Source organism: Klebsiella sp. R445 (assembly GCF_051131755.1).
Taxonomy (GTDB): domain Bacteria; phylum Pseudomonadota; class Gammaproteobacteria; order Enterobacterales; family Enterobacteriaceae; genus Klebsiella; species Klebsiella lignicola.
Genome location: NZ_CP180446.1, coordinates 274,860 through 295,372, shown reverse-complemented (window position 1 = coordinate 295,372; position 20,513 = coordinate 274,860). Strand labels below are relative to the sequence as shown.

Sequence of the window (20,513 nt, the reverse complement as noted above, 5' to 3'; positions counted from 1 at the left end):
CGCGCTCCTTAAACTCGTTCAATAATCAGCGCAATCCCCTGACCAACGCCGATGCACATGGTGCACAGCGCATAGCGGCCACCGGTGCGACGCAGCTGGTAGGCCGCGGTCATGGCCAGGCGCCCGCCAGATGCCCCTAAAGGATGGCCGAGGGCAATCGCACCGCCGTTGGGATTGACGTGCGCCGCATCATCCGGCAGCCCCAGATCGCGGGTAACGGCCAGTGCCTGAGCGGCGAACGCTTCGTTCAGTTCAATCACGTCCATCTGGCCCAGCGTCAGCCCGGTCTGCGCCAGTACCTTACGCACAGCCGGAGCCGGGCCAAACCCCATAATCCGCGGCGCCACGCCTGCGGTTGCAATACCCACTACCCGCGCCAGCGGTTGCAGGTCGTTGACCGCGAGCGCCTGCTCGCTGGCCAGCAACAAGGCACAAGCGCCATCGTTGACGCCGGAGGCATTCCCGGCGGTCACCGAACCGTCCGGCCGCACCACCCCTTTGAGTTTCGCCAGCGCCTCAGCGGAGGTGCTGCGCGGATGCTCATCCCGGGTAAACAGCAGCGGTTCACCTTTCCGCTGGGGGATGGAGACGGCTATCAGCTCATCGTCGAAACGCCCGGCTTCCTGCGCCTGAGCGGTACGCATCTGGCTGCGCAGCGCAAAAGCATCCTGATCGGCACGCGAGATACCAAAATCTGTCGCCACGTTTTCGGCGGTCTCCGGCATCGAATCCACGCCGTACAGCGCTTTCATCCGGGCGTTGATAAAACGCCAGCCGATGGTGGTATCTTCAATCTGCATGTTCCGGCTGTAGGCGTTCTCGGCCTTACCCATCACGAAAGGCGCCCGCGACATGCTCTCTACGCCGCCAGCAATCATCAGCTGAGTTTCGCCGCTTTTAATGGCGCGCGCTGCGACGCCGATCGCATCAAGGCTGGAGCCACACAGGCGGTTGATGGTGCTGCCAGGCACCGTTTGCGGAAAACCGGCCAGCAGCAGCGCCATGCGCGCGACGTTGCGATTATCTTCCCCGGCCTGGTTTGCACAGCCGTAGATCACATCGTCAATGCGCGCGGGATCCAGTCCCGGATGGCGTTCCAGCAGCGCTTTCAGCGGCAAAGCGCCTAAATCATCCGCGCGAACCGGCGCCAGGGTACCACCAAAACGACCGAACGGTGTACGCACCGCATCACAGATAAATGCCTGATTCATCATAGGTTCCTTACGCGCTTTCTGCCAGAAGTTCGAACGTCAGCGTCACCGGCGTGATGCGCTGCAGTTCCTCAAACGAGAGACCGTTAAAAATTTCCCGGACGACCGGTCCGGTCGGGGTGATGTCAATCACCGCCAGGTCGGTGTAAATCCGGCTGACGCAGGCCACGCCGGTGAGCGGATAGCTGCAGTGTTCAACCAGTTTGCATTCGCCGTCGCGGGTCAGGTGGTCCATCATCACGAAGACCTGACGTGCGCCGATGGCCAGATCCATCGCCCCACCCACCGCCGGAATCGAATCCGGGGCACCGGTGCTCCAGTTGGCGAGATCGCCGGAAGCAGAGACCTGATAAGCGCCGAGTACGCAGATATCGAGATGGCCGCCGCGCATCATGGCGAAGGAGTCGCCGTGGTGGAAGAAGCAGCCGCCTTTGAGCAGCGTCACGTACTCTTTACCGGCGTTAATCAGCTCCGGATCTTCTTCGCCAGGTTCGGGACGAGCGCCCATCCCCAGCAGGCCATTTTCGCTGTGCAGGAACACTTCTTTATCGCTCGGCAGGTAGTTGGCGATGCGGGTAGGTAAACCGATGCCGAGGTTGACATAGGCCCCTTCCGGGATATCGCGAGCGACTCGCTGGGCCATTTCATCGCGGGTTAGTTTTTGCATGTCTGGCTCCTCAGGCGCGTAGTGCAACGTTCAGGTTTTCCAGCGAGAAGACGCGCTGAACAAAAATCCCCGGGGTGATGACGTTTTCCGGATCAAGGTCGCCAAGGCCTACCAGCGCGGAGACTTCCACAATGGTGGTTTTGGCGGCGGTCGCCATAATCGGCCCGAAATTACGCGCCGCTTTGCGATACACCAGGTTGCCCCAGCGGTCCGCCTGATGGGCTTTGATCAGGGCAAAATCGGCCTTAATCGGATATTCCAGCACGTAGTGGCGGCCATCAATTTCGCGGGTCTCTTTGCCTTCCGCCAGCGGCGTACCGTACCCGGTCGGGGTGAAAATCGCCCCCAGCCCGGCGCCAGCGGCCTGAATCCGTGCGGCCAGATTGCCCTGCGGGACTAGCTCCAGCTCGACTTTGCCGCGGCGGTACAGGTCGTCAAAAATCTGTGAATCCACCTGACGCGGGAAAGAGCACACCATCTTTCTCACCCGTCCAGCCTTCAGCAGCGCCGCGAGGCCAACTTCCCCGTTTCCCGCATTGTTGTTAATAATGGTGAGGTCACGGGCGCCCTGTTCAATCAGGGCATCAATCAGATACGTTGGCTGGCCGGCGGGGCCAAAGCCGCCGATCATGATGGTCGCGCCGTCGTGAATCCCGGCGATGGCATCGCTTAGCGTCGACACGCTTTTATCAATCATCAGGTCGCTCCTTTATGTGCGGTAATCGCACTTATATGCGTTGTTCGCACAAAATGTGACCCGCTTAACGATGTTGGTCAAGGGCGATAATCGAAATATGGTGCGATAATCGAACATCGTATATCTTTAACGAAAGAATGTGATCGATGGCAAATATGGAGAAGAAAATGGAGAAGCATCCAGACGATGTTCTGACGGGCGATAGCGATCCGTTTAAGGGCGATCCGAACTTTATGGCCTCACTGGCTCGCGGGCTGGAAGTGATTCAGGCCTTTACCCCGCAGCGCCCGGTGTTGTCGATCTCGCAAATCAGTCAGAAGACCGGGATCCCGCGTGCGGCGGTGCGTCGCTGCCTGTACACCCTGGGTAAGCTGGGTTTTGTCTACGCGGAAGATGGTAAGAATTTTCAGCTGCGCCCGCGTATTCTGGCGCTCGGTCACGCGTGGCTGGCCTCTACGCCGCTGGCGCGCTCGGCGCAGCCGGTGCTCAAGCACCTGAGCGAGATGCTCAACGAGTCCTGCTCTATCGCCACCCTCGACGGCGACGATATTCTGTACATTGCCCGCGCCTCCAGCTCGCGGATCATGACCATCGACCTCGACATTGGCAGCCGTCTGCCGGCCTGGGCTACTTCGATGGGCCGGGTGCTGTTAAGCCACCAGCCGGAAGAGAAGCTGAACGATATGCTGGCGCGGGTGACGATGATTCGCTATACCCCGCAGACGGTGGATTCGGTGAATAAGCTGCGCGCCGAGCTCAAGCGCGTGCACCAGCAGGGTTATGCGCTCAACGATCAGGAGCTGGAGATGGGGCTGCGGTCGCTGGCGGTGCCGCTGTTCAACCCGCAGGGTCAGGTTCAGGCGGCGCTCAACGTCGGGGTACATGCCGGGCAGGTGTCTACCCGGGAGATGGTTGAACGTGTGCTGCCCGAGCTGCAAAAAGCGGCCCGGGAGCTGACGCTGTTACTGCGCTAGCGGCTGCGTTTGGCGTGACGTTCCCAGGTTTCCTGCTTCGCCTCAGCGGATTTGCGCAACGCCACGTAGCACGCCCCGCTGCCGCCATGGTGCGCTGAGGCCACGCAGAACGCCTGGACTTCGGGCAGTTCGACCAGCCAGCGCGCCAGGTAGCTGCGAATGATATTGGCGTGGGCGTCATCCTCCCGCCCTTTGCCATGGACGATCAGCACGTTGCGCAACGCCTCTTTTTGCGCCTGCACGATAAAAGCAAACAGCATCTGCCGGCACTGTTCGACCGGCTGGCGCAGCAGATTCAGGCTGGCCTGCTGGCTATATTTCCCCAGCCGCAGCTTGTCCAGCACGCCGTTTTGCAGCCCTTCGCGTTTAAATTCCAGAGGCGTCGCCAGCGGCACAATATCGAGATAACCGGTGGTGAGCATGTTATCCAGCTGCAGGATATCCAGACGCTGCACCGGGCGGCTATTGCGCTCGGGATGCCAGCGCACGTCATTCCCGCGCTTCAGCGGTTGGACATCTTCCATGGCGCCAAGAAATAGCGATTTGTCGTCAAGATTCATGAGCACTCCTCCGGCTACTACCGAGGGCTACTATAGCCGCCGCGCCCTGGCGGCTCAATGCGTTTGTCGACAACCGCTGGCAAAGTGAACCCCGGCGCTTCAGTCAGGAAACTGGTGACGACTCTGGCGACGAAACTGGGTGATCAGCGATGCGGTCAGCGGAGTCTGGCGCATATCCCGCCGCTGGATCAGGTAATAGGTCGCTTTGGGCAACGTTTCGCGCACGTTAATCATCACCAGCTTGTCGGCAATCATCGGATCGCTTCCCAACTCCACCGGCAAAATGCTGAGAAAATCGCTCTGCACCACCAGGCTGATGCATGAGGAGAAGGTTTCGCACACGATGCCGACGTGGGGGATCTGCGCCCGGTGGCTGAACAGATCCTGAAGCTGTTTAAAGTAGCTGCCGCGCGGCGTCGGCATGGTCCAGCTGTAGTCCAGCAGCGCATCGATGGAGGTGGCCTGCGCCGCAGGGTGCCCGGTGCGGGCGAAAACCGCAAACGGCTTTTCAAACAGCTTTTCAAAGCTAAATTCGTGGTCGTAGGGGCCGGGATAGTAGGTATTGATGGTGAAGTCGAGTTCGCCCTGACGCAGTTCATTGATCATCGACAGCAGCTGGCCTTCCATGATCCGCACCTTCACCAGCGGATGCTGCTGATGGAAACGGCAAATCACCGACGGCATCAGCGAACGCGCGACGCTGGCGCCCAGGCCAATATTAATCTGCCCGGTCAGCGCCCCCTGGCGTTGCAGCAGATCCTCCTGCGCTGCCCGCAACTCCTCGATAATCAGGCTGGCATGCTGATAGAAGCTTTCGCCATTCTCCGTCAGCGATACCCCCTGGCTGCGGCGCACGAACAGCTGAGCCGACAGTCCCTCTTCCAGCTCTTTGATCGCCTTGGTCAACGCCGGTTGCGACAGCGCCAGGGTGCGGCTGGCACCGCGAATGCTGCCCTGGCGGGCGACCTCAACGAAGGCGCGAATTTGATGAAATTTAATCTGAAAAGACATCGTCGTGGTGATAACCGTTGTTTATCAAACAGAAGAAAATGGCATCTACTGTAATGCAAACTGTTGTGGCAACGTAAGAATGTGCTGACGAAAAACCCGCCAGTGATAAGTAAAAGCTATCACACCGTGAACAACATCACATTTTTAAATATGACAGGACCTGGTTATGCCGCTACTCAATGAATACATCCGCCAGCTGGTGCCGGAAATGACGCAATGGCGTCGCGATTTACACCACTATGCCGAGTCCGGCTGGCTCGAGTTTCGTACCGCCAGCAAGGTCGCTGAGATCTTACATCGGCTGGGCTATGACCTGGCGCTGGGCCGCGATGTCATCGATGCCGGGAGCCGAATGGGATTGCCGGATGAGGCGACCCTCGCCAGCGCCTTTTTACGCGCCCGTGAACAGGGTGCGCCGGAGCCGTGGCTGAGCGCCTTTGAAGGCGGATTCGCCGGGGTGGTCGCGACCCTGGATACCGGGCGCTCCGGACCGACGCTGGCCTTTAGGGTCGATATGGACGCCCTCGATCTGAACGAGCAGACCGATGACCATCACCGCCCGTACCGCGAGCATTTTGCCTCCTGCAATCAGGGGATGATGCACGCCTGCGGCCATGACGGCCACACCGCAATTGGCCTCGGACTGGCCCACGTGCTGAAGCACTATGCCGACCGGCTAAACGGGGTGATTAAACTGATCTTCCAGCCAGCCGAAGAAGGCACCCGCGGGGCGCGGGCAATGGTCGCGGCGGGGGTGCTCGACAACGTCGACTACTTCACCGCGATCCATATCGGCACCGGCGTACCGGTCGGCACGGTGGTGTGCGGCGGGGATAATTTCATGGCGACCACCAAATTCGACGTTGAGTTCACCGGCGTCGCGGCGCACGCGGGCGGCAAACCGGAAGACGGTCGAAACGCCCTGCTTGCCGCCGCCCAAGCAGCACTTGGTCTGCACGCTATCGCCCCACACAGCGCGGGGGCCTCAAGGGTCAACGTCGGGGTGATGCAGGCGGGTACCGGCCGCAATGTGGTCCCTTCCGGCGCCCTGCTCAAAGTCGAAACCCGCGGTGAAACCGAAGCCATCAACCAGTATGTCTTTGAGCGGGCACAGGCGGTGATCGACGGTGCCGCGGCGATGTACGGCGCCAGCGTCAACGTCCGGCTGATGGGGGCCGCTACCTCCAGCGCGCCTTCACCGGCATGGGTCAACTATCTGCGCGAACAGGCCGCCCAGGTCCCGGGGGTTGAACAGGCCATCGACCGTATCGCCGCTCCGGCTGGCTCGGAAGATGCCACCCTGATGATGGCCCGGGTGCAGGAGCAGAACGGCCAGGCCTCGTACATGATTTTTGGCACCGAACTCAGCGCCGGGCATCACAACGAGCGGTTCGATTTCGATGAGAACGTTATGGCCATGGCCGTTGAAACCTTAGCGCTCACCGCCCTTAATTTTCCCTGGCAGCGAGGTGTGTAATGGAGAATATCTATCGCTTTGTCGATGAGACCATCGATGCACGCGCGGCTGAGTTTAGCGCCATCGCCGATGAGATCTGGGATCACCCGGAAACACGCTTTGAAGAGTTCTGGTCCGCCGGGCGGCTGGCGGCGGCGCTCGAAGCCGAAGGTTTTCAGCTTACCCTTGACGCCGGCGGGATCCCCAACGCCTTTATTGCCAGCGTCGGTCACGGCAAACCGGTTATCGCCCTGCTGGGAGAATATGATGCGCTGGCGGGACTGAGCCAGCAGGCGCACTGCGCGCATCAGACCAGTGACACGCCGGGTGAAAATGGCCACGGCTGTGGACATAACCTGCTGGGCACCGCCGCCTTTGCCGCCGCCGTGGCCGGCAAAAACTGGCTACAACAGCATGGCGGCAGCGGCACCTTGCGTTTCTACGGCTGCCCTGGCGAAGAAGGCGGTTCCGGCAAAACCTTTATGGTTCGCGAGGGGCTGTTTGACGATGTCGATGCCGCCCTGACGTGGCATCCGGAAGCCTGGGCCGGCATGTTCAGCACCAGCACGCTGGCCAATATTCAGGCGGCCTGGCGCTTCAGCGGTACCGCCGCTCATGCCGCTAATTCGCCGCATCTTGGCCGCAGTGCCCTCGATGCCGTCACCCTGATGACCACCGGCACTAACTTCCTCAACGAGCACATCATTGAGAAAGCGCGCGTCCACTACGCCATCACCGACAGCGGCGGTATTTCGCCAAACGTGGTACAGGCGCAGGCAGAAGTGCTCTATTTGATTCGCGCGCCGGAGATGGCGGACGTGCAGCAGATCTACGCCCGTATCGAAAAAATAGCTCAGGGCGCCGCGCTGATGACCGAGACCACCGTCAGTTGCCGCTTCGAAAAAGCCTGCTCCGGATATCTGCCGAATCGCACGCTGGAAGCGGCAATGTATGAGGCGGTCTGCCACTTTGGCACCCCGTCATGGAGCGAGGAGGATCGCGCCTTCGCCAGCGAGATCCGCGCGACCCTTCGCGAAAACGACCGCACCAACAGCCTGAACAATATCGCTATTACCGGCGGTGAAGCGGGAAAAAACTTTGCCCGCCGCCATCGCGACGCCCTGCTGGCAGACGAAGTCGCCCCCTGGAACGCAACCGACAACATCCTGGCAGGATCAACCGACGTGGGCGATGTCAGCTGGAAAGCCCCGGTCGCCCAGTGCTTCAGCCCCTGTTTTGCCATCGGGACGCCGCTGCACAGCTGGCAGTTGGTGAGCCAGGGGCGAACCGCCATTGCCCACAAGGGCATGCTGCTGGCGGGGAAAGTGCTGGGGGCGACGGCCATTCGCCTGCTCGGCGACCCGGCGCTGCGACAAGCCAGTCAGCAAGAACTGGCGCAGCAGTTAGCGGAGCGGCCTTATCACTGCCCGATCCCGCAAAGTGTGACACCGTCACCTTTAAAATAATAAAACAATAACCAACACAACAACATAACAACCAACACAACGACGACTGAGGAATGCCCATGAGTATGTCATCCATACCGTCGCCTTCCCCCACCGGGAAGCTCTATGGCTGGGTTGAGAAGGTCGGGAATAAGGTCCCGCACCCTTTTTTGCTGTTTATCTATTTGATCGTGGCGTTGGCGCTGGCTACCGCCGCACTTTCGGCCTTTGATGTCAGCGTGATTAACCCGACGGACGGTTCCACCGTCGCGGTGAAGAACCTGCTGAGCATTGAAGGGCTGCACTGGTTTTTGCCTAACGTTATCAAGAACTTCAGCGGTTTTGCTCCTCTCGGAGCGATTCTCGCGCTGGTGCTCGGCGCCGGGCTTGCCGAACGGGTGGGCCTGCTGCCGGCGTTGATGGTCAAAATGGCCTCCCACGTCAGCGCGCGCTATGCCAGCTATATGGTGCTGTTTATCGCCTTTTTCAGCCATATTTCGTCTGACGCCGCCCTGGTGATTATGCCGCCGCTGGGGGCATTGATGTTCCTGGCCGTTGGCCGGCATCCGGTCGCCGGACTGCTGGCGGCGATTGCCGGCGTCGGCTGCGGGTTTACCGCAAATTTGCTGATCGTCACCACCGACGTGCTGCTGTCCGGAATTAGCACCGAGGCGGCAAAAACCCTCGATGGCTCGCTGCACGTCAGCGTAATCGATAACTGGTACTTTATGGCCAGTTCGGTGATCGTGCTGACCCTGGTGGGTGGCCTGATCACCGATAAGCTTATCGAGCCGCGGCTGGGGAAATGGGAAGGCCGCAGCGAGGACGCCCTGCAGGCGCTGACGCCGGAGCAACGGTTTGGCCTGCGGGTCGCCGGGATTGCGGCGCTGGTGTTTATCGGCCTGATTGCCATTATGGTGGTGCCGGAGAGCGGCATTTTGCGCGATCCCGTCGCCCACACGGTCATGCCCTCACCGTTTATTAAAGGCATTGTGCCGCTGATCATCTTTTTCTTCTTTTTCGTCTCCCTGGCGTACGGTATCGCCACCGGGAAAATTCGTCGTCAGGCCGATTTACCGCCGTTAATGATCGAGCCGATGAAAGAGATGGCCGGATTTATCGTGATGGTGTTCCCGCTGGCCCAGTTTGTTGCCATTTTCAACTGGAGCAATATGGGGAAATTTATGGCGGTGGGACTGACTGACCTGCTGGAGCACGCTGGATTAAACGGCATTCCGGCTTTTGTGGGTCTGGCACTGCTGTCGGCGTTTTTGTGCATGTTTATTGCCAGCGGTTCGGCAATCTGGTCCATTCTGGCGCCGATCTTTGTGCCGATGTTTATGCTGCTCGGTTTTCACCCGGCCTTTGCGCAGATTCTGTTTCGCATCGCCGACTCCTCGGTGCTGCCTCTGGCGCCGGTATCGCCGTTCGTCCCGCTGTTTCTCGGCTTCCTGCAACGCTATCGCGCGGATGCAAAACTCGGGACCTACTATTCGCTGGTGCTACCCTACCCGCTGATATTCCTCGCGGTCTGGCTGCTGATGCTGGTGGCGTGGTACTGGCTGGGTTTACCGATTGGTCCGGGCATTTACCCGCGTCTGCACTAACGGAAAGAACGAGGTGGCCAGCGTCTGGCCACCATCAGAATCAAAAATGCTTCTTCTTAAACTGCATGCCTTTCAGCGTCTTATAAACAGACTCGACCATCATAGAGGCAGCGTTAATCAACAACGCACTGATAATTAAGATTACAATCCCAGTCAGAATGTATTGCATATCGTTACCTTTTAGGTTGGCAAAAAAATGCCAACACCGAGGTGTTGGCAAAATAATTGACTCAAGGAATGCCTGTATATTTATTGACGGCGCCGGGTGCCTCCCGGTGAATTAGCCCGTTCTCACTAATTCGCGTGCGTATGACAAACTGCAGAGAAAAATGAACAGGACGCTCCTCCGCACAGGGGAATTCGCCGCGAAGCAAAAGTAACAAAAACCCTTTGCCTACGCGCGGCGTAATTAATACAAAAATAAACATCACCGGCATGAATATATGGTGCCAGTAATCGGTTTTCGAAGACGACTCAAGATTGAAAAATAGCGCCATTTTCTTCCCCAGGTAACGCCCTTCATCACCGTGCTGGTGATTCTCTTTCAGGAGTATAGTTGCCGGTAAAGACGACGTGATATCTTGTTGTGATACTGCCGCGATTATTATGCGGCACAGACGATCGGGAGAAACGATGCTGGTACTGCTTCAGGACAAAATTGACACCCCGCTGGGGCCATTATGGATTATCTGTGACGAGCAGTTCCGCCTGCGCGCCGTTGAATGGGAAGAGCATAGTGAGCGTATGGAGCAGTTGCTGGATCTGCACTATCGCGGCGAAAGCTACCAACGTGTATCAACCCGTGACCCCGGTGGCTTAAGTCGTAAGCTCGACGCCTACTTTGCCGGCGACCTCGATGTCATTGCCACCTTACCCACGGCCACGGCGGGCACCCCGTTTCAGCGTGAAGTCTGGCAAACCCTGCGCACTATCCCCTGCGGACACGTCATGCATTATGGTCAGCTGGCTGAAACATTAGGTCGCCCTGGTGCTGCCCGCGCGGTGGGTGCCGCCAATGGCTCCAATCCGATCAGTATCGTCGTGCCCTGTCATCGGGTAATAGGCCGTAACGGCACCATGACCGGTTATGCCGGTGGCGTGCAGCGCAAAGAGTGGTTATTGCGCCATGAAGGGTATTTGCTGCTTTAGCGCTCTGTGCCTTTTATCGGAATCATCCGGCAACTTTACAATCAATTTAGGGTAAACATATTGCCTATTATCAATAAGATAAAAGTAATATTGCATTTACCCTTTTAATATTACGTGTTTCACCGGTTCGAGACTTACCTGCTCACCAAAAAGATGTTAAAATTGACCAATATCAATTAAGGCTTGAGCAGACTTATGATCCCAGAAAAGAGAATTATTCGACGCATTCAGTCTGGCGGTTGCGCAATCCATTGTCAGGATTGCAGCATTAGCCAGCTTTGCATCCCTTTTACTCTGAACGAGCACGAGCTTGATCAGCTGGATAATATCATCGAGCGTAAAAAGCCTATCCAGAAAGGACAGACCCTGTTCAAAGCTGGTGATGAGCTGAAATCTCTGTATGCGATCCGTTCTGGTACCATCAAGAGCTACACGATCACCGAACAAGGTGACGAACAGATTACCGGTTTCCACCTGGCGGGCGATTTAGTCGGTTTTGATGCTATTGGCACCGCACTGCACCCGAGCTTTGCGCAGGCGCTGGAAACCTCAATGGTCTGCGAAATTCCTTTCGAAACGCTGGACGATCTTTCCGGAAAAATGCCGAACCTGCGTCAGCAGATGATGCGTCTGATGAGCGGCGAGATTAAGGGCGATCAGGATATGATTCTGCTGCTTTCCAAAAAGAATGCAGAAGAGCGCCTGGCGGCCTTTATCTACAATCTGTCCCGTCGTTTCGCGCAGCGCGGTTTCTCGCCTCGTGAGTTCCGCCTGACGATGACCCGCGGCGATATCGGTAACTACCTGGGTCTGACGGTAGAGACCATCAGCCGTCTGCTGGGCCGTTTCCAGAAAAGCGGTATGCTGGCAGTAAAAGGCAAATACATCACCATCGAGAACAGCGACCTGCTTGCGCAACTCGCAGGCCAGGCCCGCAACGTCGCCTGACCCTTCGTTTTTCCCTTGCCAGACCGCTAATTTTTTCTGATTTGTTGATCTGGCAAGGGTCATCCCCTGTTTCATTTCATTCATATAGGTTATCTTTTTAATTACAGACTGTGGTTACAGTTGTAAGGAGACCCTGTATGGCGAAGTATCAGAACATGCTGGTAGTAATCGACCCCAATCAGGACGACCAGCCTGCATTGCGGCGTGCGGTGTATCTACACCAACGGATTGGTGGACGCATCAAAGCCTTTTTGCCGATCTATGATTTTTCCTATGAGATGACCACGCTGCTATCGCCCGACGAGCGTACGGCGATGCGTCAGGGTGTCATCAGTCAACGTAGTGCCTGGATCAAAGAGCAGGCGCGGTTTTATATTGAGTCCGGTATTCCGATCGACATTAAAGTGGTGTGGCACAATCGACCCTTCGAAGCCATTATCCAGGAGATCCTCACCGACAAACACGATTTACTGCTGAAGATGGCGCACCAGCATGACAAGCTGGAGGCGGTGATTTTCACTCCTACCGACTGGCATCTGCTGCGCAAATGTCCCTGCCCGGTGTGGATGGTCAAGGATCAGCCGTGGCCGGAAGGCGGCAAGGCGCTGGTGGCGGTGAACCTTGCCAGTGAAGAAAACTATCACGACGCGTTAAACGAGAAGTTAGTCAAAGAGACGCTGGAGCTGGCAGACCAGGTCAACCATACCGAAGTCCATCTGGTTGGTGCCTATCCGGTGACCCCAATCAACATCGCCATTGAACTTCCCGATTTTGACCCGAGTATCTACAACGACGCGATTCGCGGCCAGCATCTGCTGGCAATGAAAGCGCTGCGACAAAAATTTGGCATTGACGAAAACCGCACCCACGTTGAGAAAGGGTTACCTGAAGAGGTGATCCCTGATCTCTCTGAGCATCTGCAGGCGGGGATTGTCGTGTTAGGTACCGTCGGGCGTACCGGGATATCGGCGGCGTTTCTCGGCAATACCGCCGAGCAGGTGATCGACCATCTACGCTGCGATCTGCTGGTACTCAAGCCGGAACAATATAAAACCCCGGTTGAAATTGACGACGAAGACGACGATTAATATCACCGCTGAATTACCGGTGTACGTCACTGTATCCCCTGCTCCGGCGGGGGATATTTTTTTCGTCACTCAACCCTGCTGGCATAAAAAAAGGGCCTTCCGGCCCCGTTCATCGCGATACTACAGCCATGCTGCTGTTAATGAATACCTAAACGCCACGCGTGATCGATCTCTTCTTTCAGTTCAAGTGCGGAGAGAGACATCAGATCGGCAAATTCCAGCTCGAGTAGTTTGAATTTTTTCAGGTACTGTGCGGGGGTTAAAGCCGTTGGGTCACGACGCAGGAACTCGATGGCCATTTGTGCGGGGGTTAATTCGGTATCCATAATATCCTCAGTATGATGAAAAAACAGGTTTAGTATAGCACTCCGGGTGATGGTTTTATGAGCAATTAATGGCCTTGCTGTATATATGAAAAAGCCGTCTCAGCAGAGACGGCTTCATAATTAAAGAGTATTTAGGACGATGATGGATTACAGTGCTTTGAGGATGGCATCCACGCTGGCTTTCGCATCACCGAACAGCATATGGGTATTATCTTTAAAGAACAGCGGGTTCTGTACACCAGCATAGCCGGTATTCATTGAACGCTTAAAGACCACCACATTCTGCGCTTTCCACACTTCCAGTACCGGCATGCCGGCAATCGGGCTCTTCGGATCGTCCTGCGCCGCCGGGTTAACGGTGTCGTTCGCGCCGATAACCAGCACGGTGTCGGTGTCGGTGAAATCATCGTTGATCTCATCCATTTCCAGCACCACGTCGTACGGCACTTTCGCTTCCGCCAGCAGCACGTTCATATGTCCAGGTAAACGACCGGCAACCGGGTGAATACCAAAACGAACTTTGATGCCACGAGCGCGCAGTCGTTCGGTAATCTCAGCCACCGGATACTGCGCCTGCGCCACCGCCATGCCGTAGCCTGGGGTGATGATCACCGAGTGCGAGTTTTTCAGCATTTCAGCGGTATCTTCGGCGCTGATTTCGCGGTGTTCACCCACTTCCTCATCGCTACCGGTTGAGGAACCATCGGTACCAAAACCACCGGCAATAACGCTGAAGAACGAACGGTTCATCGCCTTACACATGATGTAGGAGAGAATCGCCCCTGACGACCCCACCAGCGCACCGGTGACGATCAGCAGGTCGTTGCTCAGCATAAAGCCTGCCGCCGCTGCCGCCCAGCCAGAGTAGGAGTTCAGCATCGACACCACTACCGGCATATCTGCGCCACCGATGGAGGCTACCAGGTGCCAGCCAAAGGCCAGAGCGATAACGGTCATCACCAGCAGCGCCAGCACCTGAGTAGCGGTGCTGTCGGTGCGGACAAAGGCCACCAGCAGCAGGAAGGAAACCACCAGTGCCGCAAGGTTCAGCTTATGGCGATTCGGCAGCATCAGCGGTTTAGAAGACATCTTGCCGCACAGCTTGCCAAACGCCACGATCGAACCGGTGAAGGTCACCGCACCGATGAAGATGCCAAGGAACACTTCGGTCAGATGAATATTGACCAGAATCTGTTCCATACCGGTTTCATGCTGCAGGTAGCTGTTAAAGCCCACCAGCACCGCCGCCAGACCGACGAAACTATGGAGAACCGCCACCAGCTCCGGCATTTCGGTCATTTCGACTTTCTTCGCCAGACGGATACCGATCGCGCCACCGATAACCATCGCCAGCAGGATCCACCCGACGTTGCTGCTGTCCGGCCCCAAAATGGTGGCGATCAGCGCAATGGCCATCCCGGCAACACCGAAGTAGTTGCCCTGCTGAGATGACTCGTGTTTGGACAGCCCTGCCAGGCTAAAAATAAAGAGGATCGCGGCAACAATGTATGCAGCTGTAACTAATCCACCAGACATGTGTTACCCCTTATCCTTTGCGGAACATTTTCAGCATGCGCTGAGTAACGGTGAAACCACCAAAAATATTAATGCTGGCGATCAGCACCGCGATAAAACTCAGGAAGCTGACCCAGCCACCGTGGCCGATCTGCAACAATGCCCCGACAACAATAATCCCTGAAATGGCGTTAGTGACCGACATCAGCGGCGTATGCAGCGCATGGGAAACGTTCCATACCACGTAATAGCCAACCACGCAGGAGAGCGCAAACACGGTGAAGTGTCCGAGGAACTCTTTCGGTGCGACGTTAGCCAGCCAGCCGAACAGAATAATCGCCAGCGCCATCAGCGCGTATTTGCGCCACGGTGAAGCCGGCTTTTCTGGCTCTTTAGGCGCCTCTACGGTCTTCGCGGCAGCCTGCGGCTGAGCGGAAACCTGAATCGGCGGTGCCGGCCAGGTCACTTCGCCTTCACGCACGACGGTCACGCCGCGGACGACGACGTCGTCAAAGTCGATGGTGATGTTGCCGTCTTTCTCTTTGCAGAGCAGTTTCAGCAGGTTGACCAGGTTGGTGCCGTACAGCTGGGAGGACTGCGTCGGCAGACGGCCCGGCAGGTCGGTGTAACCGATGATCTTCACGCCGTTGGCGGTGGTGACCACTTCGCCAGGGACGGTGTATTCACAGTTACCGCCATTCTGCGAGGCCAGGTCGACCACGACGCTACCGGCGGTCATGGAGTCGACCATTTCGCGGGTAATCAGCTTCGGAGCCGGTTTGCCTGGGATTAACGCGGTAGTGACGATAATGTCGACTTCTTTTGCCTGGGCGGCAAACAGCGCCATTTCCGCTTTGATAAAGGCTTCAGACATGACTTTGGCATAGCCATCGCCACTGCCGGCCTCTTCCTTAAAGTCCAGCTCAAGGAACTCGGCGCCCATACTCTGCACTTGTTCTTTCACTTCCGGACGGGTATCGAAGGCACGAACGATCGCCCCGAGGCTATTCGCCGCACCGATAGCTGCCAGTCCGGCCACGCCGGCGCCGATCACCATCACTTTGGCCGGCGGCACTTTTCCCGCGGCGGTGATCTGACCGGTAAAGAAACGACCAAATTCATGGGCCGCTTCCACAATCGCCCGGTAGCCGGCGATGTTAGCCATTGAACTTAACGCATCCAGCGACTGGGCACGCGAAATACGCGGCACCGAATCCATCGCCATGACGTTAATATTGCGCTCAGCCAGCTTCGCCATTAATTCAGGATTTTGTGCTGGCCAGATAAAGCTCACCAGCGTCGTGCCTGGATTCAGCAACGCAATTTCATGTTCTTCAGGTGCATTCACCTTAAGAATAATGGGCGACTGCCAGACCTCGGCACCCGCCACCACTTCAGCCCCCGCCTGAATAAAGGCGTCGTCATCGAAACTTGCCAGCTGGCCCGCACCGCTTTCAACAGCGACGGTAAACCCGAGTTTCAGTAGCTGCTCCACCGTTTTCGGCGTGGCGGCTACGCGGGTTTCATTGGCAAACCGTTCTTTTGGTACCCCGATACGCATAGTTTTCCCTTCCATCGGTTTTTGATGATGGTTTTCTTCTTCTCACCGATAAGGGGTCATGACAACAACGCCATGGCGACCTCATCGATAGATAAATGAAACAGTAACAAACTTTTTATAACCTACTGAAAATACCGATTGTGATCTACAGCGATAAAACAGAAATTTTGATTTTATTGGTAAAACTCACCGTGAACCGTGTCAGGCAGCAATATTTACCTTAATTTTATAACCAGGCCTGATAATTCGCTTAACTGAAGCGTTTACACACCATTAACCGCCGACTTAAACAAGGAATTAACATTACATTAACTTATAAAAGTGGTATCTATTATCAATTTTGCTGGTCAAGCGGCTGTTTTTTCAACATATCACAATTTGTTATGTTTCTGTGACGCACCTTTCGGGCGGTCAACAAAAAATGACGCAGACAGTCGCGCCTTTTAAATGCAATAATCGAGTGTTATCAGTCAACAACAATACCAATACATGGTTTGCGCAAGGCAAAGGATTATTTTTATGAAGCTTAAGAACTCACTCCTGGCGTCTGCTCTTCTGGCTACGACGGCATTGTCAGCCCATGCAGCGACCGAGCTGACTCCGGAGCAGGCAACGGCGTTAAAACCCTACGATCGGGTGGTGATCACGGGTCGTTTTACGGCGATTGGCGATGCAGTAAAAGCAATGTCCCGCAAAGCGGACAAAGAAGGCGCGGCCTCGTTTTATGTTGTCGACACTTCTGATTATGGCAACAGCGGTAACTGGCGCGTCACGGCCGATTTCTACAAAGACAATGCCCCGCAGGCCGATGCACCTAAAAACCGCGTTATCAACGGCGTGATGGAGCTGCCGAAAGACCAGGCGGTTGAGCTGGAACCTTTCGATACCGTAACCGTGCAGGGCTTCTATCGCAGCCAGCCAGAAGTGAATGATGCGATCACCAAAGCGGCAAAAGCCAAGGGTGCAGCATCCTTCTTTATCGTCCGTCAGGTTGATGCCAACCAGGGCGGCAACCAGCGTATCACCGCCTATATCTATAAAGCCGACGCCAAAAAACGCGTGCTGCAGAGCCCGGATGCCATTCCGGCAGATTCTGAAGCCGGACGTGCTGCGCTGGCTGAAGGCGGGAGCGCTGCGAAAAACGTTGAAATCCCGGGCGTTGCTACCACCGCTGCGGTCGGTGCTGGTACCGGTGTCGGTCGCTTCTTCGAAACCCAGTCGTCAAAAGGCGGACGTTACACTGTCACCCTGCCGGACGGTACTAAAGTCGAGGAAGTGAACAAGATCACCGCGGCGCAGATGGCGCCATTCGACAGCATTAAGTTCACTGGGAACTACGGCAACATGACCGAAATTTCCTACCAGACCGCGAAACGTGCCGCGAAGAAAGGTGCCAAGTACTACCACATCACCCGCCAGTGGCAGGAACGTGGTGGCAACATCACCATCAGCGCAGATTTGTATAAATAATCGCACCTGTTCTGGCTAAAAAGGCGGCACCCTGCCGCCTTTTTGTTTTTTTTCACCCCTCACCATTGCATGCACACAAGACACTCCGTAAAATCCCGCGCCTTAGCGCAATCCTCCATTTTTATGCGATTTCGCCAAATAAATATTCTTGATTCACTGCTGTCACCTCGGGAATACAATGGAAAAGAAACTGGGCCTCAGCGCCTTGACTGCCCTGGTACTGAGCTCCATGCTGGGCGCTGGCGTGTTCAGCCTGCCGCAAAATATGGCGGCCGTTGCCAGTCCCTCGGCCCTGCTGATCGGCTGGGCAATTACCGGCATGGGCATTTTATTCCTCGCCTTTGCGATGCTGCTGCTGACCCGCATTCGCCCCGAGCTGGACGGCGGTATTTTCACCTATGCCCGCGAAGGCTTTGGTGAACTGATCGGTTTCTGTTCCGCGTGGGGATACTGGCTGTGTGCGGTGATCGCCAACGTCTCTTATCTGGTGATTGTCTTTGCCGCACTCAGCTTCTTCACCGATACCCCTGACCATATTATTTTTGGTAACGGCAATACCTGGCAGGCGATCGTCGGCGCTTCGCTGCTGCTGTGGGTGGTGCACTTCCTGGTGCTGCGCGGCGTACAAACCGCGGCGGGAATTAACCTGATTGCCACGCTTGCCAAACTGATCCCGCTCGGTGCTTTTGTGGTCCTCGCTATCATGGCTTTTCGCCTCGAGACCTTTAAGCTTGATTTCAGCGGCGTAGCGCTCGGCGTACCGGTCTGGGAACAGGTCAAAAACACCATGCTCATCACCCTGTGGGTGTTTATCGGCGTCGAAGGCGCGGTAGTGGTTTCCGCCCGTGCCCGCAACAAGCAGGATGTCGGCCGGGCTACGCTGCTGGCGGTGCTCTCCGCGCTGGCGGTATACCTGTTGGTCACGCTGCTGTCGCTGGGCGTGGTCGCCCGACCTGAACTGGCCGAAATGCGCAACCCGTCGATGGCCGGACTGATGGTGAAAATGATGGGCTCCTGGGGCGAAGTGGTGATTGCCGCCGGGCTGATTGTTTCCGTCTGCGGCGCGTACCTGAGCTGGACCATTATGGCCGCGGAAGTCCCGTGGCTGGCCGCCACGCATAAAGCATTTCCGCGGATGTTTGCCCGGCAGAACAAAAATAATGCCCCATCGTCATCCCTGTGGCTGACCAATATCAGCGTCCAGTTGTCGCTGGTGCTGATCTGGCTGACTAAGTCAGATTACAATACGCTGCTGACCATCGCCTCCGAGATGATTCTGGTCCCCTACTTCCTGGTTGGCGCCTTCCTGCTGAAGATTGCCGTACGCCCGGTACATAAGGTAGTGGGTGTCGGCGCCTGCATTTATGGCTTATGGTTATTATATGCATCCGGCCCTGTGCATTTATTATTGTCAGTGATACTTTACGCTCCGGGTCTTCTGGTTTTCCTGTACGCGCGCCGTACGCACCAGCACGATCGCATGCTTAAACGCCGTGAATTAGCCTTAATTGCTTTTTTACTGGTTGCCGCCGTACCGGCAACGTGGATGCTGGTGGGGTAAGCGGTTGCCCTGCCGCTTAACTCAATGGAGATACCCATGGATACCCGACAGCCTCGCCCGATATTAATTACCGGAGGAGGCCGCCGTATTGGCCTCGCACTGGCGCACCATTTTCTGAGTCAACAGCAGCCGGTTATCATCAGTTATCGCACCCACTATCCAGCCATTGACGCGCTGCGCGATGCCGGGGCCATTTGCCTCGCCGCCGATTTCAACAGCGATGACGCGATTATGACCTTCGCCGAAGCGGTGAAGCAGCATGCCGGCAACGGTCTGCGCGCCATTGTCCATAATGCCAGCGACTGGATGGCGGAAAAACCGGGCGTCCCGTTGAGCACCGTACTGTCCAGCATGATGCAGATCCACGTCCATGTCCCCTATCTCCTGAACCATGCGCTGGAAGGCCTGCTCCGCGGCCACGGCCATGCCGCCAGCGATATTATTCATATTACGGACTACGTAGTGGAACGCGGTAGCGATAAGCATATCGCCTATGCCGCCAGCAAGGCCGCACTGGATAACATGACCCGCTCCTTTGCCCGCAAGCTGGCGCCGGAAATCAAAGTCAACGCGGTTGCCCCATCGCTGATCATGTTTAATGAAGGCGATGATGCCGAATATCGTCGGCAGGCGCTGGATAAATCGCTGATGAAAAGCGTGGCCGGTGAGCAGGAAATTATCGACCTGCTCGAATACCTGTTTGCCAGTCATTTAGTGACCGGGCGTTCTTTCGCCGTGGATGGTGGCAGACACCTGCGTTAGTGGAAGCGGCTCCAGCCGAGAATCAGGAGCCAGGCGCACAGGCTCCAGCATCCCACAGCGCCCGCCAGCGCGTAAGGCAGGCGCATCATTGCGGTGAAGTACCAAAGTGACAGCAGATAAATGAAATAGGGAATAATCGACCACATACCAAAAACAATGGTCGTGCGCAGTGCTTCAATACCGCGCTCGCTGGCCACAATATAATGCGCGATCAGGGCAAACGTCGGAAACAGCGGAATTAACCCGGCAATATAATAGTTTTTGGTTTTAGACAGCACCCCAATCAAAACCACCACCAGCGCCCCTAGCAACGCTTTTATCAACAACGCCATACCCAAAACCTTAACCTTTTAACAACAAGATGAAGCAGCATAGCGGAAGTAGACAGATACACAATATCCTTCGCGACAATAGGCTTGTAGGGTGACATCGATTTTTATAAAAGAGTAATGGCGGGTACTGTAGTGCCGGTGTATGTTAATTCTTTTTCTTGAATACCTATTAT

Annotated in this window: 20 protein-coding genes; 10 read left to right on the top strand and 10 right to left on the bottom strand. The window is 56.3% G+C overall.

All coding sequences use genetic code 11. From position 1 onward, the window contains the following. Window positions 1–8: 8 nt before the first annotated feature. From pcaF to ACMYSN_RS01365, 3 genes are read right to left on the bottom strand one after another with little or no spacing between them, the layout of a single operon-like run. The gene (pcaF, locus tag ACMYSN_RS01375) at window positions 9–1,211 is read right to left on the bottom strand and encodes a 3-oxoadipyl-CoA thiolase (RefSeq protein ID WP_123754537.1); all 1,203 of its coding nucleotides are present in this window, start codon (window positions 1,209–1,211) and stop codon (window positions 9–11) included. A 10-nt stretch (window positions 1,212–1,221) separates the two neighbouring features. Further along, the gene (locus ACMYSN_RS01370) at window positions 1,222–1,878 is read right to left on the bottom strand and encodes a sugar phosphate isomerase family (protein WP_462496711.1); all 657 of its coding nucleotides are present in this window, start codon (window positions 1,876–1,878) and stop codon (window positions 1,222–1,224) included. A 10-nt stretch (window positions 1,879–1,888) separates the two neighbouring features. Further along, on the bottom strand, window positions 1,889–2,575 hold the full coding sequence (locus ACMYSN_RS01365) for a 3-oxoacid CoA-transferase subunit A (protein WP_154143897.1): 687 nt from the start codon (window positions 2,573–2,575) through the stop codon (window positions 1,889–1,891). A gap of 167 nt (window positions 2,576–2,742) precedes the next feature. On the opposite strand from ACMYSN_RS01365, the gene ACMYSN_RS01360 reads away from it, so the two are divergent. Further along, window positions 2,743–3,549, top strand: coding sequence for an IclR family transcriptional regulator domain-containing protein (locus tag ACMYSN_RS01360; protein WP_123754540.1), 807 nt, complete (start codon window positions 2,743–2,745; stop codon window positions 3,547–3,549). On the opposite strand, the gene smrA is transcribed toward ACMYSN_RS01360, so the two are convergent. Together smrA and ACMYSN_RS01350 are read right to left on the bottom strand one after the other, a co-directional pair. Then, complete coding sequence (gene smrA, locus ACMYSN_RS01355) at window positions 3,546–4,109, bottom strand: Smr/MutS family protein (protein WP_462496710.1); 564 nt, start codon at window positions 4,107–4,109, stop codon at window positions 3,546–3,548. The two genes, ACMYSN_RS01360 and smrA, sit on opposite strands and share 4 nt — an antisense overlap. 99 nt (window positions 4,110–4,208) lie before the next feature. Then, the gene (locus ACMYSN_RS01350) at window positions 4,209–5,120 is read right to left on the bottom strand and encodes a LysR family transcriptional regulator (protein WP_154143898.1); all 912 of its coding nucleotides are present in this window, start codon (window positions 5,118–5,120) and stop codon (window positions 4,209–4,211) included. A 166-nt stretch (window positions 5,121–5,286) separates the two neighbouring features. Here ACMYSN_RS01350 and ACMYSN_RS01345 point away from each other — a divergent pair, with 166 nt between their 5' ends. From ACMYSN_RS01345 to abgT, 3 genes are read left to right on the top strand one after another with little or no spacing between them, the layout of a single operon-like run. After that, window positions 5,287–6,597 (top strand): M20 family metallo-hydrolase, encoded by a 1,311-nt coding sequence (locus ACMYSN_RS01345; protein WP_462496709.1) that lies wholly within the window; start codon window positions 5,287–5,289, stop codon window positions 6,595–6,597. Beyond that, complete coding sequence (locus tag ACMYSN_RS01340) at window positions 6,597–8,042, top strand: M20 family metallopeptidase (protein WP_462496708.1); 1,446 nt, start codon at window positions 6,597–6,599, stop codon at window positions 8,040–8,042. Before ACMYSN_RS01345 ends, ACMYSN_RS01340 begins: the two co-directional genes overlap by 1 nt. 59 nt (window positions 8,043–8,101) lie before the next feature. Then, window positions 8,102–9,628 (top strand): p-aminobenzoyl-glutamate transporter, encoded by a 1,527-nt coding sequence (gene abgT, locus ACMYSN_RS01335; protein ID WP_462496707.1) that lies wholly within the window; start codon window positions 8,102–8,104, stop codon window positions 9,626–9,628. Between the two features lie 230 nt (window positions 9,629–9,858). Here abgT and ACMYSN_RS01330 read toward each other — a convergent pair whose 3' ends face one another. Further along, window positions 9,859–10,125, bottom strand: coding sequence for a hypothetical protein (locus tag ACMYSN_RS01330; protein ID WP_462496706.1), 267 nt, complete (start codon window positions 10,123–10,125; stop codon window positions 9,859–9,861). 136 nt (window positions 10,126–10,261) lie between these two features. Here ACMYSN_RS01330 and ogt point away from each other — a divergent pair, with 136 nt between their 5' ends. The 3 genes from ogt (at window position 10,262) to uspE (ending at window position 12,813) form a co-directional block, all read left to right on the top strand. Continuing rightward, window positions 10,262–10,777: a methylated-DNA--[protein]-cysteine S-methyltransferase gene (ogt, locus tag ACMYSN_RS01325; protein ID WP_462496705.1), complete on the top strand. Its 516-nt coding sequence runs from the start codon at window positions 10,262–10,264 to the stop codon at window positions 10,775–10,777. Window positions 10,778–10,972: 195 nt separating this feature from the next. Further along, a complete protein-coding gene (fnr, locus tag ACMYSN_RS01320) occupies window positions 10,973–11,725 on the top strand; it encodes a fumarate/nitrate reduction transcriptional regulator Fnr (protein WP_004862555.1) in 753 nt (250 codons plus the stop codon). Between the two features lie 137 nt (window positions 11,726–11,862). After that, the gene (gene uspE / locus ACMYSN_RS01315; protein ID WP_462496704.1) at window positions 11,863–12,813 is read left to right on the top strand and encodes a universal stress protein UspE; all 951 of its coding nucleotides are present in this window, start codon (window positions 11,863–11,865) and stop codon (window positions 12,811–12,813) included. A gap of 137 nt (window positions 12,814–12,950) precedes the next feature. On the opposite strand, the gene ACMYSN_RS01310 is transcribed toward uspE, so the two are convergent. The 3 genes from ACMYSN_RS01310 to pntA form a co-directional block, all read right to left on the bottom strand. After that, window positions 12,951–13,139 carry a YdiH family protein gene (locus ACMYSN_RS01310; RefSeq protein ID WP_123754549.1) on the bottom strand — a complete coding sequence of 63 codons (189 nt, stop codon included), beginning with the start codon at window positions 13,137–13,139 and terminating at the stop codon, window positions 12,951–12,953. Window positions 13,140–13,286: 147 nt separating this feature from the next. Then, complete coding sequence (gene pntB, locus ACMYSN_RS01305; RefSeq protein WP_462496703.1) at window positions 13,287–14,675, bottom strand: NAD(P)(+) transhydrogenase (Re/Si-specific) subunit beta; 1,389 nt, start codon at window positions 14,673–14,675, stop codon at window positions 13,287–13,289. A gap of 10 nt (window positions 14,676–14,685) precedes the next feature. Continuing rightward, window positions 14,686–16,215 carry a Re/Si-specific NAD(P)(+) transhydrogenase subunit alpha gene (pntA, locus tag ACMYSN_RS01300; protein ID WP_123754551.1) on the bottom strand — a complete coding sequence of 510 codons (1,530 nt, stop codon included), beginning with the start codon at window positions 16,213–16,215 and terminating at the stop codon, window positions 14,686–14,688. Window positions 16,216–16,734: 519 nt separating this feature from the next. On the opposite strand from pntA, the gene ydgH reads away from it, so the two are divergent. The 3 genes from ydgH (at window position 16,735) to folM (ending at window position 20,008) form a co-directional block, all read left to right on the top strand. After that, window positions 16,735–17,685, top strand: a complete 951-nt coding sequence (ydgH, locus tag ACMYSN_RS01295; protein WP_462496702.1) for a DUF1471 family protein YdgH — start codon at window positions 16,735–16,737, stop codon at window positions 17,683–17,685. Between the two features lie 178 nt (window positions 17,686–17,863). Next, the gene (locus ACMYSN_RS01290) at window positions 17,864–19,246 is read left to right on the top strand and encodes an amino acid permease (RefSeq protein WP_462496701.1); all 1,383 of its coding nucleotides are present in this window, start codon (window positions 17,864–17,866) and stop codon (window positions 19,244–19,246) included. A gap of 36 nt (window positions 19,247–19,282) precedes the next feature. Next, on the top strand, window positions 19,283–20,008 hold the full coding sequence (gene folM / locus ACMYSN_RS01285) for a dihydromonapterin reductase (RefSeq protein ID WP_462496700.1): 726 nt from the start codon (window positions 19,283–19,285) through the stop codon (window positions 20,006–20,008). Here folM and ACMYSN_RS01280 read toward each other — a convergent pair. Next, the gene (locus ACMYSN_RS01280) at window positions 20,005–20,340 is read right to left on the bottom strand and encodes a GlpM family protein (RefSeq protein ID WP_123754556.1); all 336 of its coding nucleotides are present in this window, start codon (window positions 20,338–20,340) and stop codon (window positions 20,005–20,007) included. The genes folM and ACMYSN_RS01280 overlap by 4 nt on opposite strands. Window positions 20,341–20,513: the final 173 nt, after the last annotated feature.

Coding starts and splice junctions, on each gene's coding strand:
- ACMYSN_RS01340 (WP_462496708.1), top strand. CDS start 6,597: ATGGAGAATATCTATCGCTTTGTCGATGAGACCATCGATGCACGCGCG.
- pcaF (WP_123754537.1), bottom strand. CDS start 1,211: ATGAATCAGGCATTTATCTGTGATGCGGTGCGTACACCGTTCGGTCGT.
- ACMYSN_RS01290 (WP_462496701.1), top strand. CDS start 17,864: ATGGAAAAGAAACTGGGCCTCAGCGCCTTGACTGCCCTGGTACTGAGC.
- smrA (WP_462496710.1), bottom strand. CDS start 4,109: ATGAATCTTGACGACAAATCGCTATTTCTTGGCGCCATGGAAGATGTC.
- ACMYSN_RS01365 (WP_154143897.1), bottom strand. CDS start 2,575: ATGATTGATAAAAGCGTGTCGACGCTAAGCGATGCCATCGCCGGGATT.
- ACMYSN_RS01345 (WP_462496709.1), top strand. CDS start 5,287: ATGCCGCTACTCAATGAATACATCCGCCAGCTGGTGCCGGAAATGACG.
- uspE (WP_462496704.1), top strand. CDS start 11,863: ATGGCGAAGTATCAGAACATGCTGGTAGTAATCGACCCCAATCAGGAC.
- ydgH (WP_462496702.1), top strand. CDS start 16,735: ATGAAGCTTAAGAACTCACTCCTGGCGTCTGCTCTTCTGGCTACGACG.
- ACMYSN_RS01350 (WP_154143898.1), bottom strand. CDS start 5,120: ATGTCTTTTCAGATTAAATTTCATCAAATTCGCGCCTTCGTTGAGGTC.
- ACMYSN_RS01360 (WP_123754540.1), top strand. CDS start 2,743: ATGGAGAAGCATCCAGACGATGTTCTGACGGGCGATAGCGATCCGTTT.
- pntB (WP_462496703.1), bottom strand. CDS start 14,675: ATGTCTGGTGGATTAGTTACAGCTGCATACATTGTTGCCGCGATCCTC.
- ogt (WP_462496705.1), top strand. CDS start 10,262: ATGCTGGTACTGCTTCAGGACAAAATTGACACCCCGCTGGGGCCATTA.
- ACMYSN_RS01370 (WP_462496711.1), bottom strand. CDS start 1,878: ATGCAAAAACTAACCCGCGATGAAATGGCCCAGCGAGTCGCTCGCGAT.
- pntA (WP_123754551.1), bottom strand. CDS start 16,215: ATGCGTATCGGGGTACCAAAAGAACGGTTTGCCAATGAAACCCGCGTA.
- folM (WP_462496700.1), top strand. CDS start 19,283: ATGGATACCCGACAGCCTCGCCCGATATTAATTACCGGAGGAGGCCGC.
- abgT (WP_462496707.1), top strand. CDS start 8,102: ATGAGTATGTCATCCATACCGTCGCCTTCCCCCACCGGGAAGCTCTAT.
- fnr (WP_004862555.1), top strand. CDS start 10,973: ATGATCCCAGAAAAGAGAATTATTCGACGCATTCAGTCTGGCGGTTGC.
- ACMYSN_RS01280 (WP_123754556.1), bottom strand. CDS start 20,340: ATGGCGTTGTTGATAAAAGCGTTGCTAGGGGCGCTGGTGGTGGTTTTG.
- ACMYSN_RS01310 (WP_123754549.1), bottom strand. CDS start 13,139: ATGGATACCGAATTAACCCCCGCACAAATGGCCATCGAGTTCCTGCGT.
- ACMYSN_RS01330 (WP_462496706.1), bottom strand. CDS start 10,125: ATGGCGCTATTTTTCAATCTTGAGTCGTCTTCGAAAACCGATTACTGG.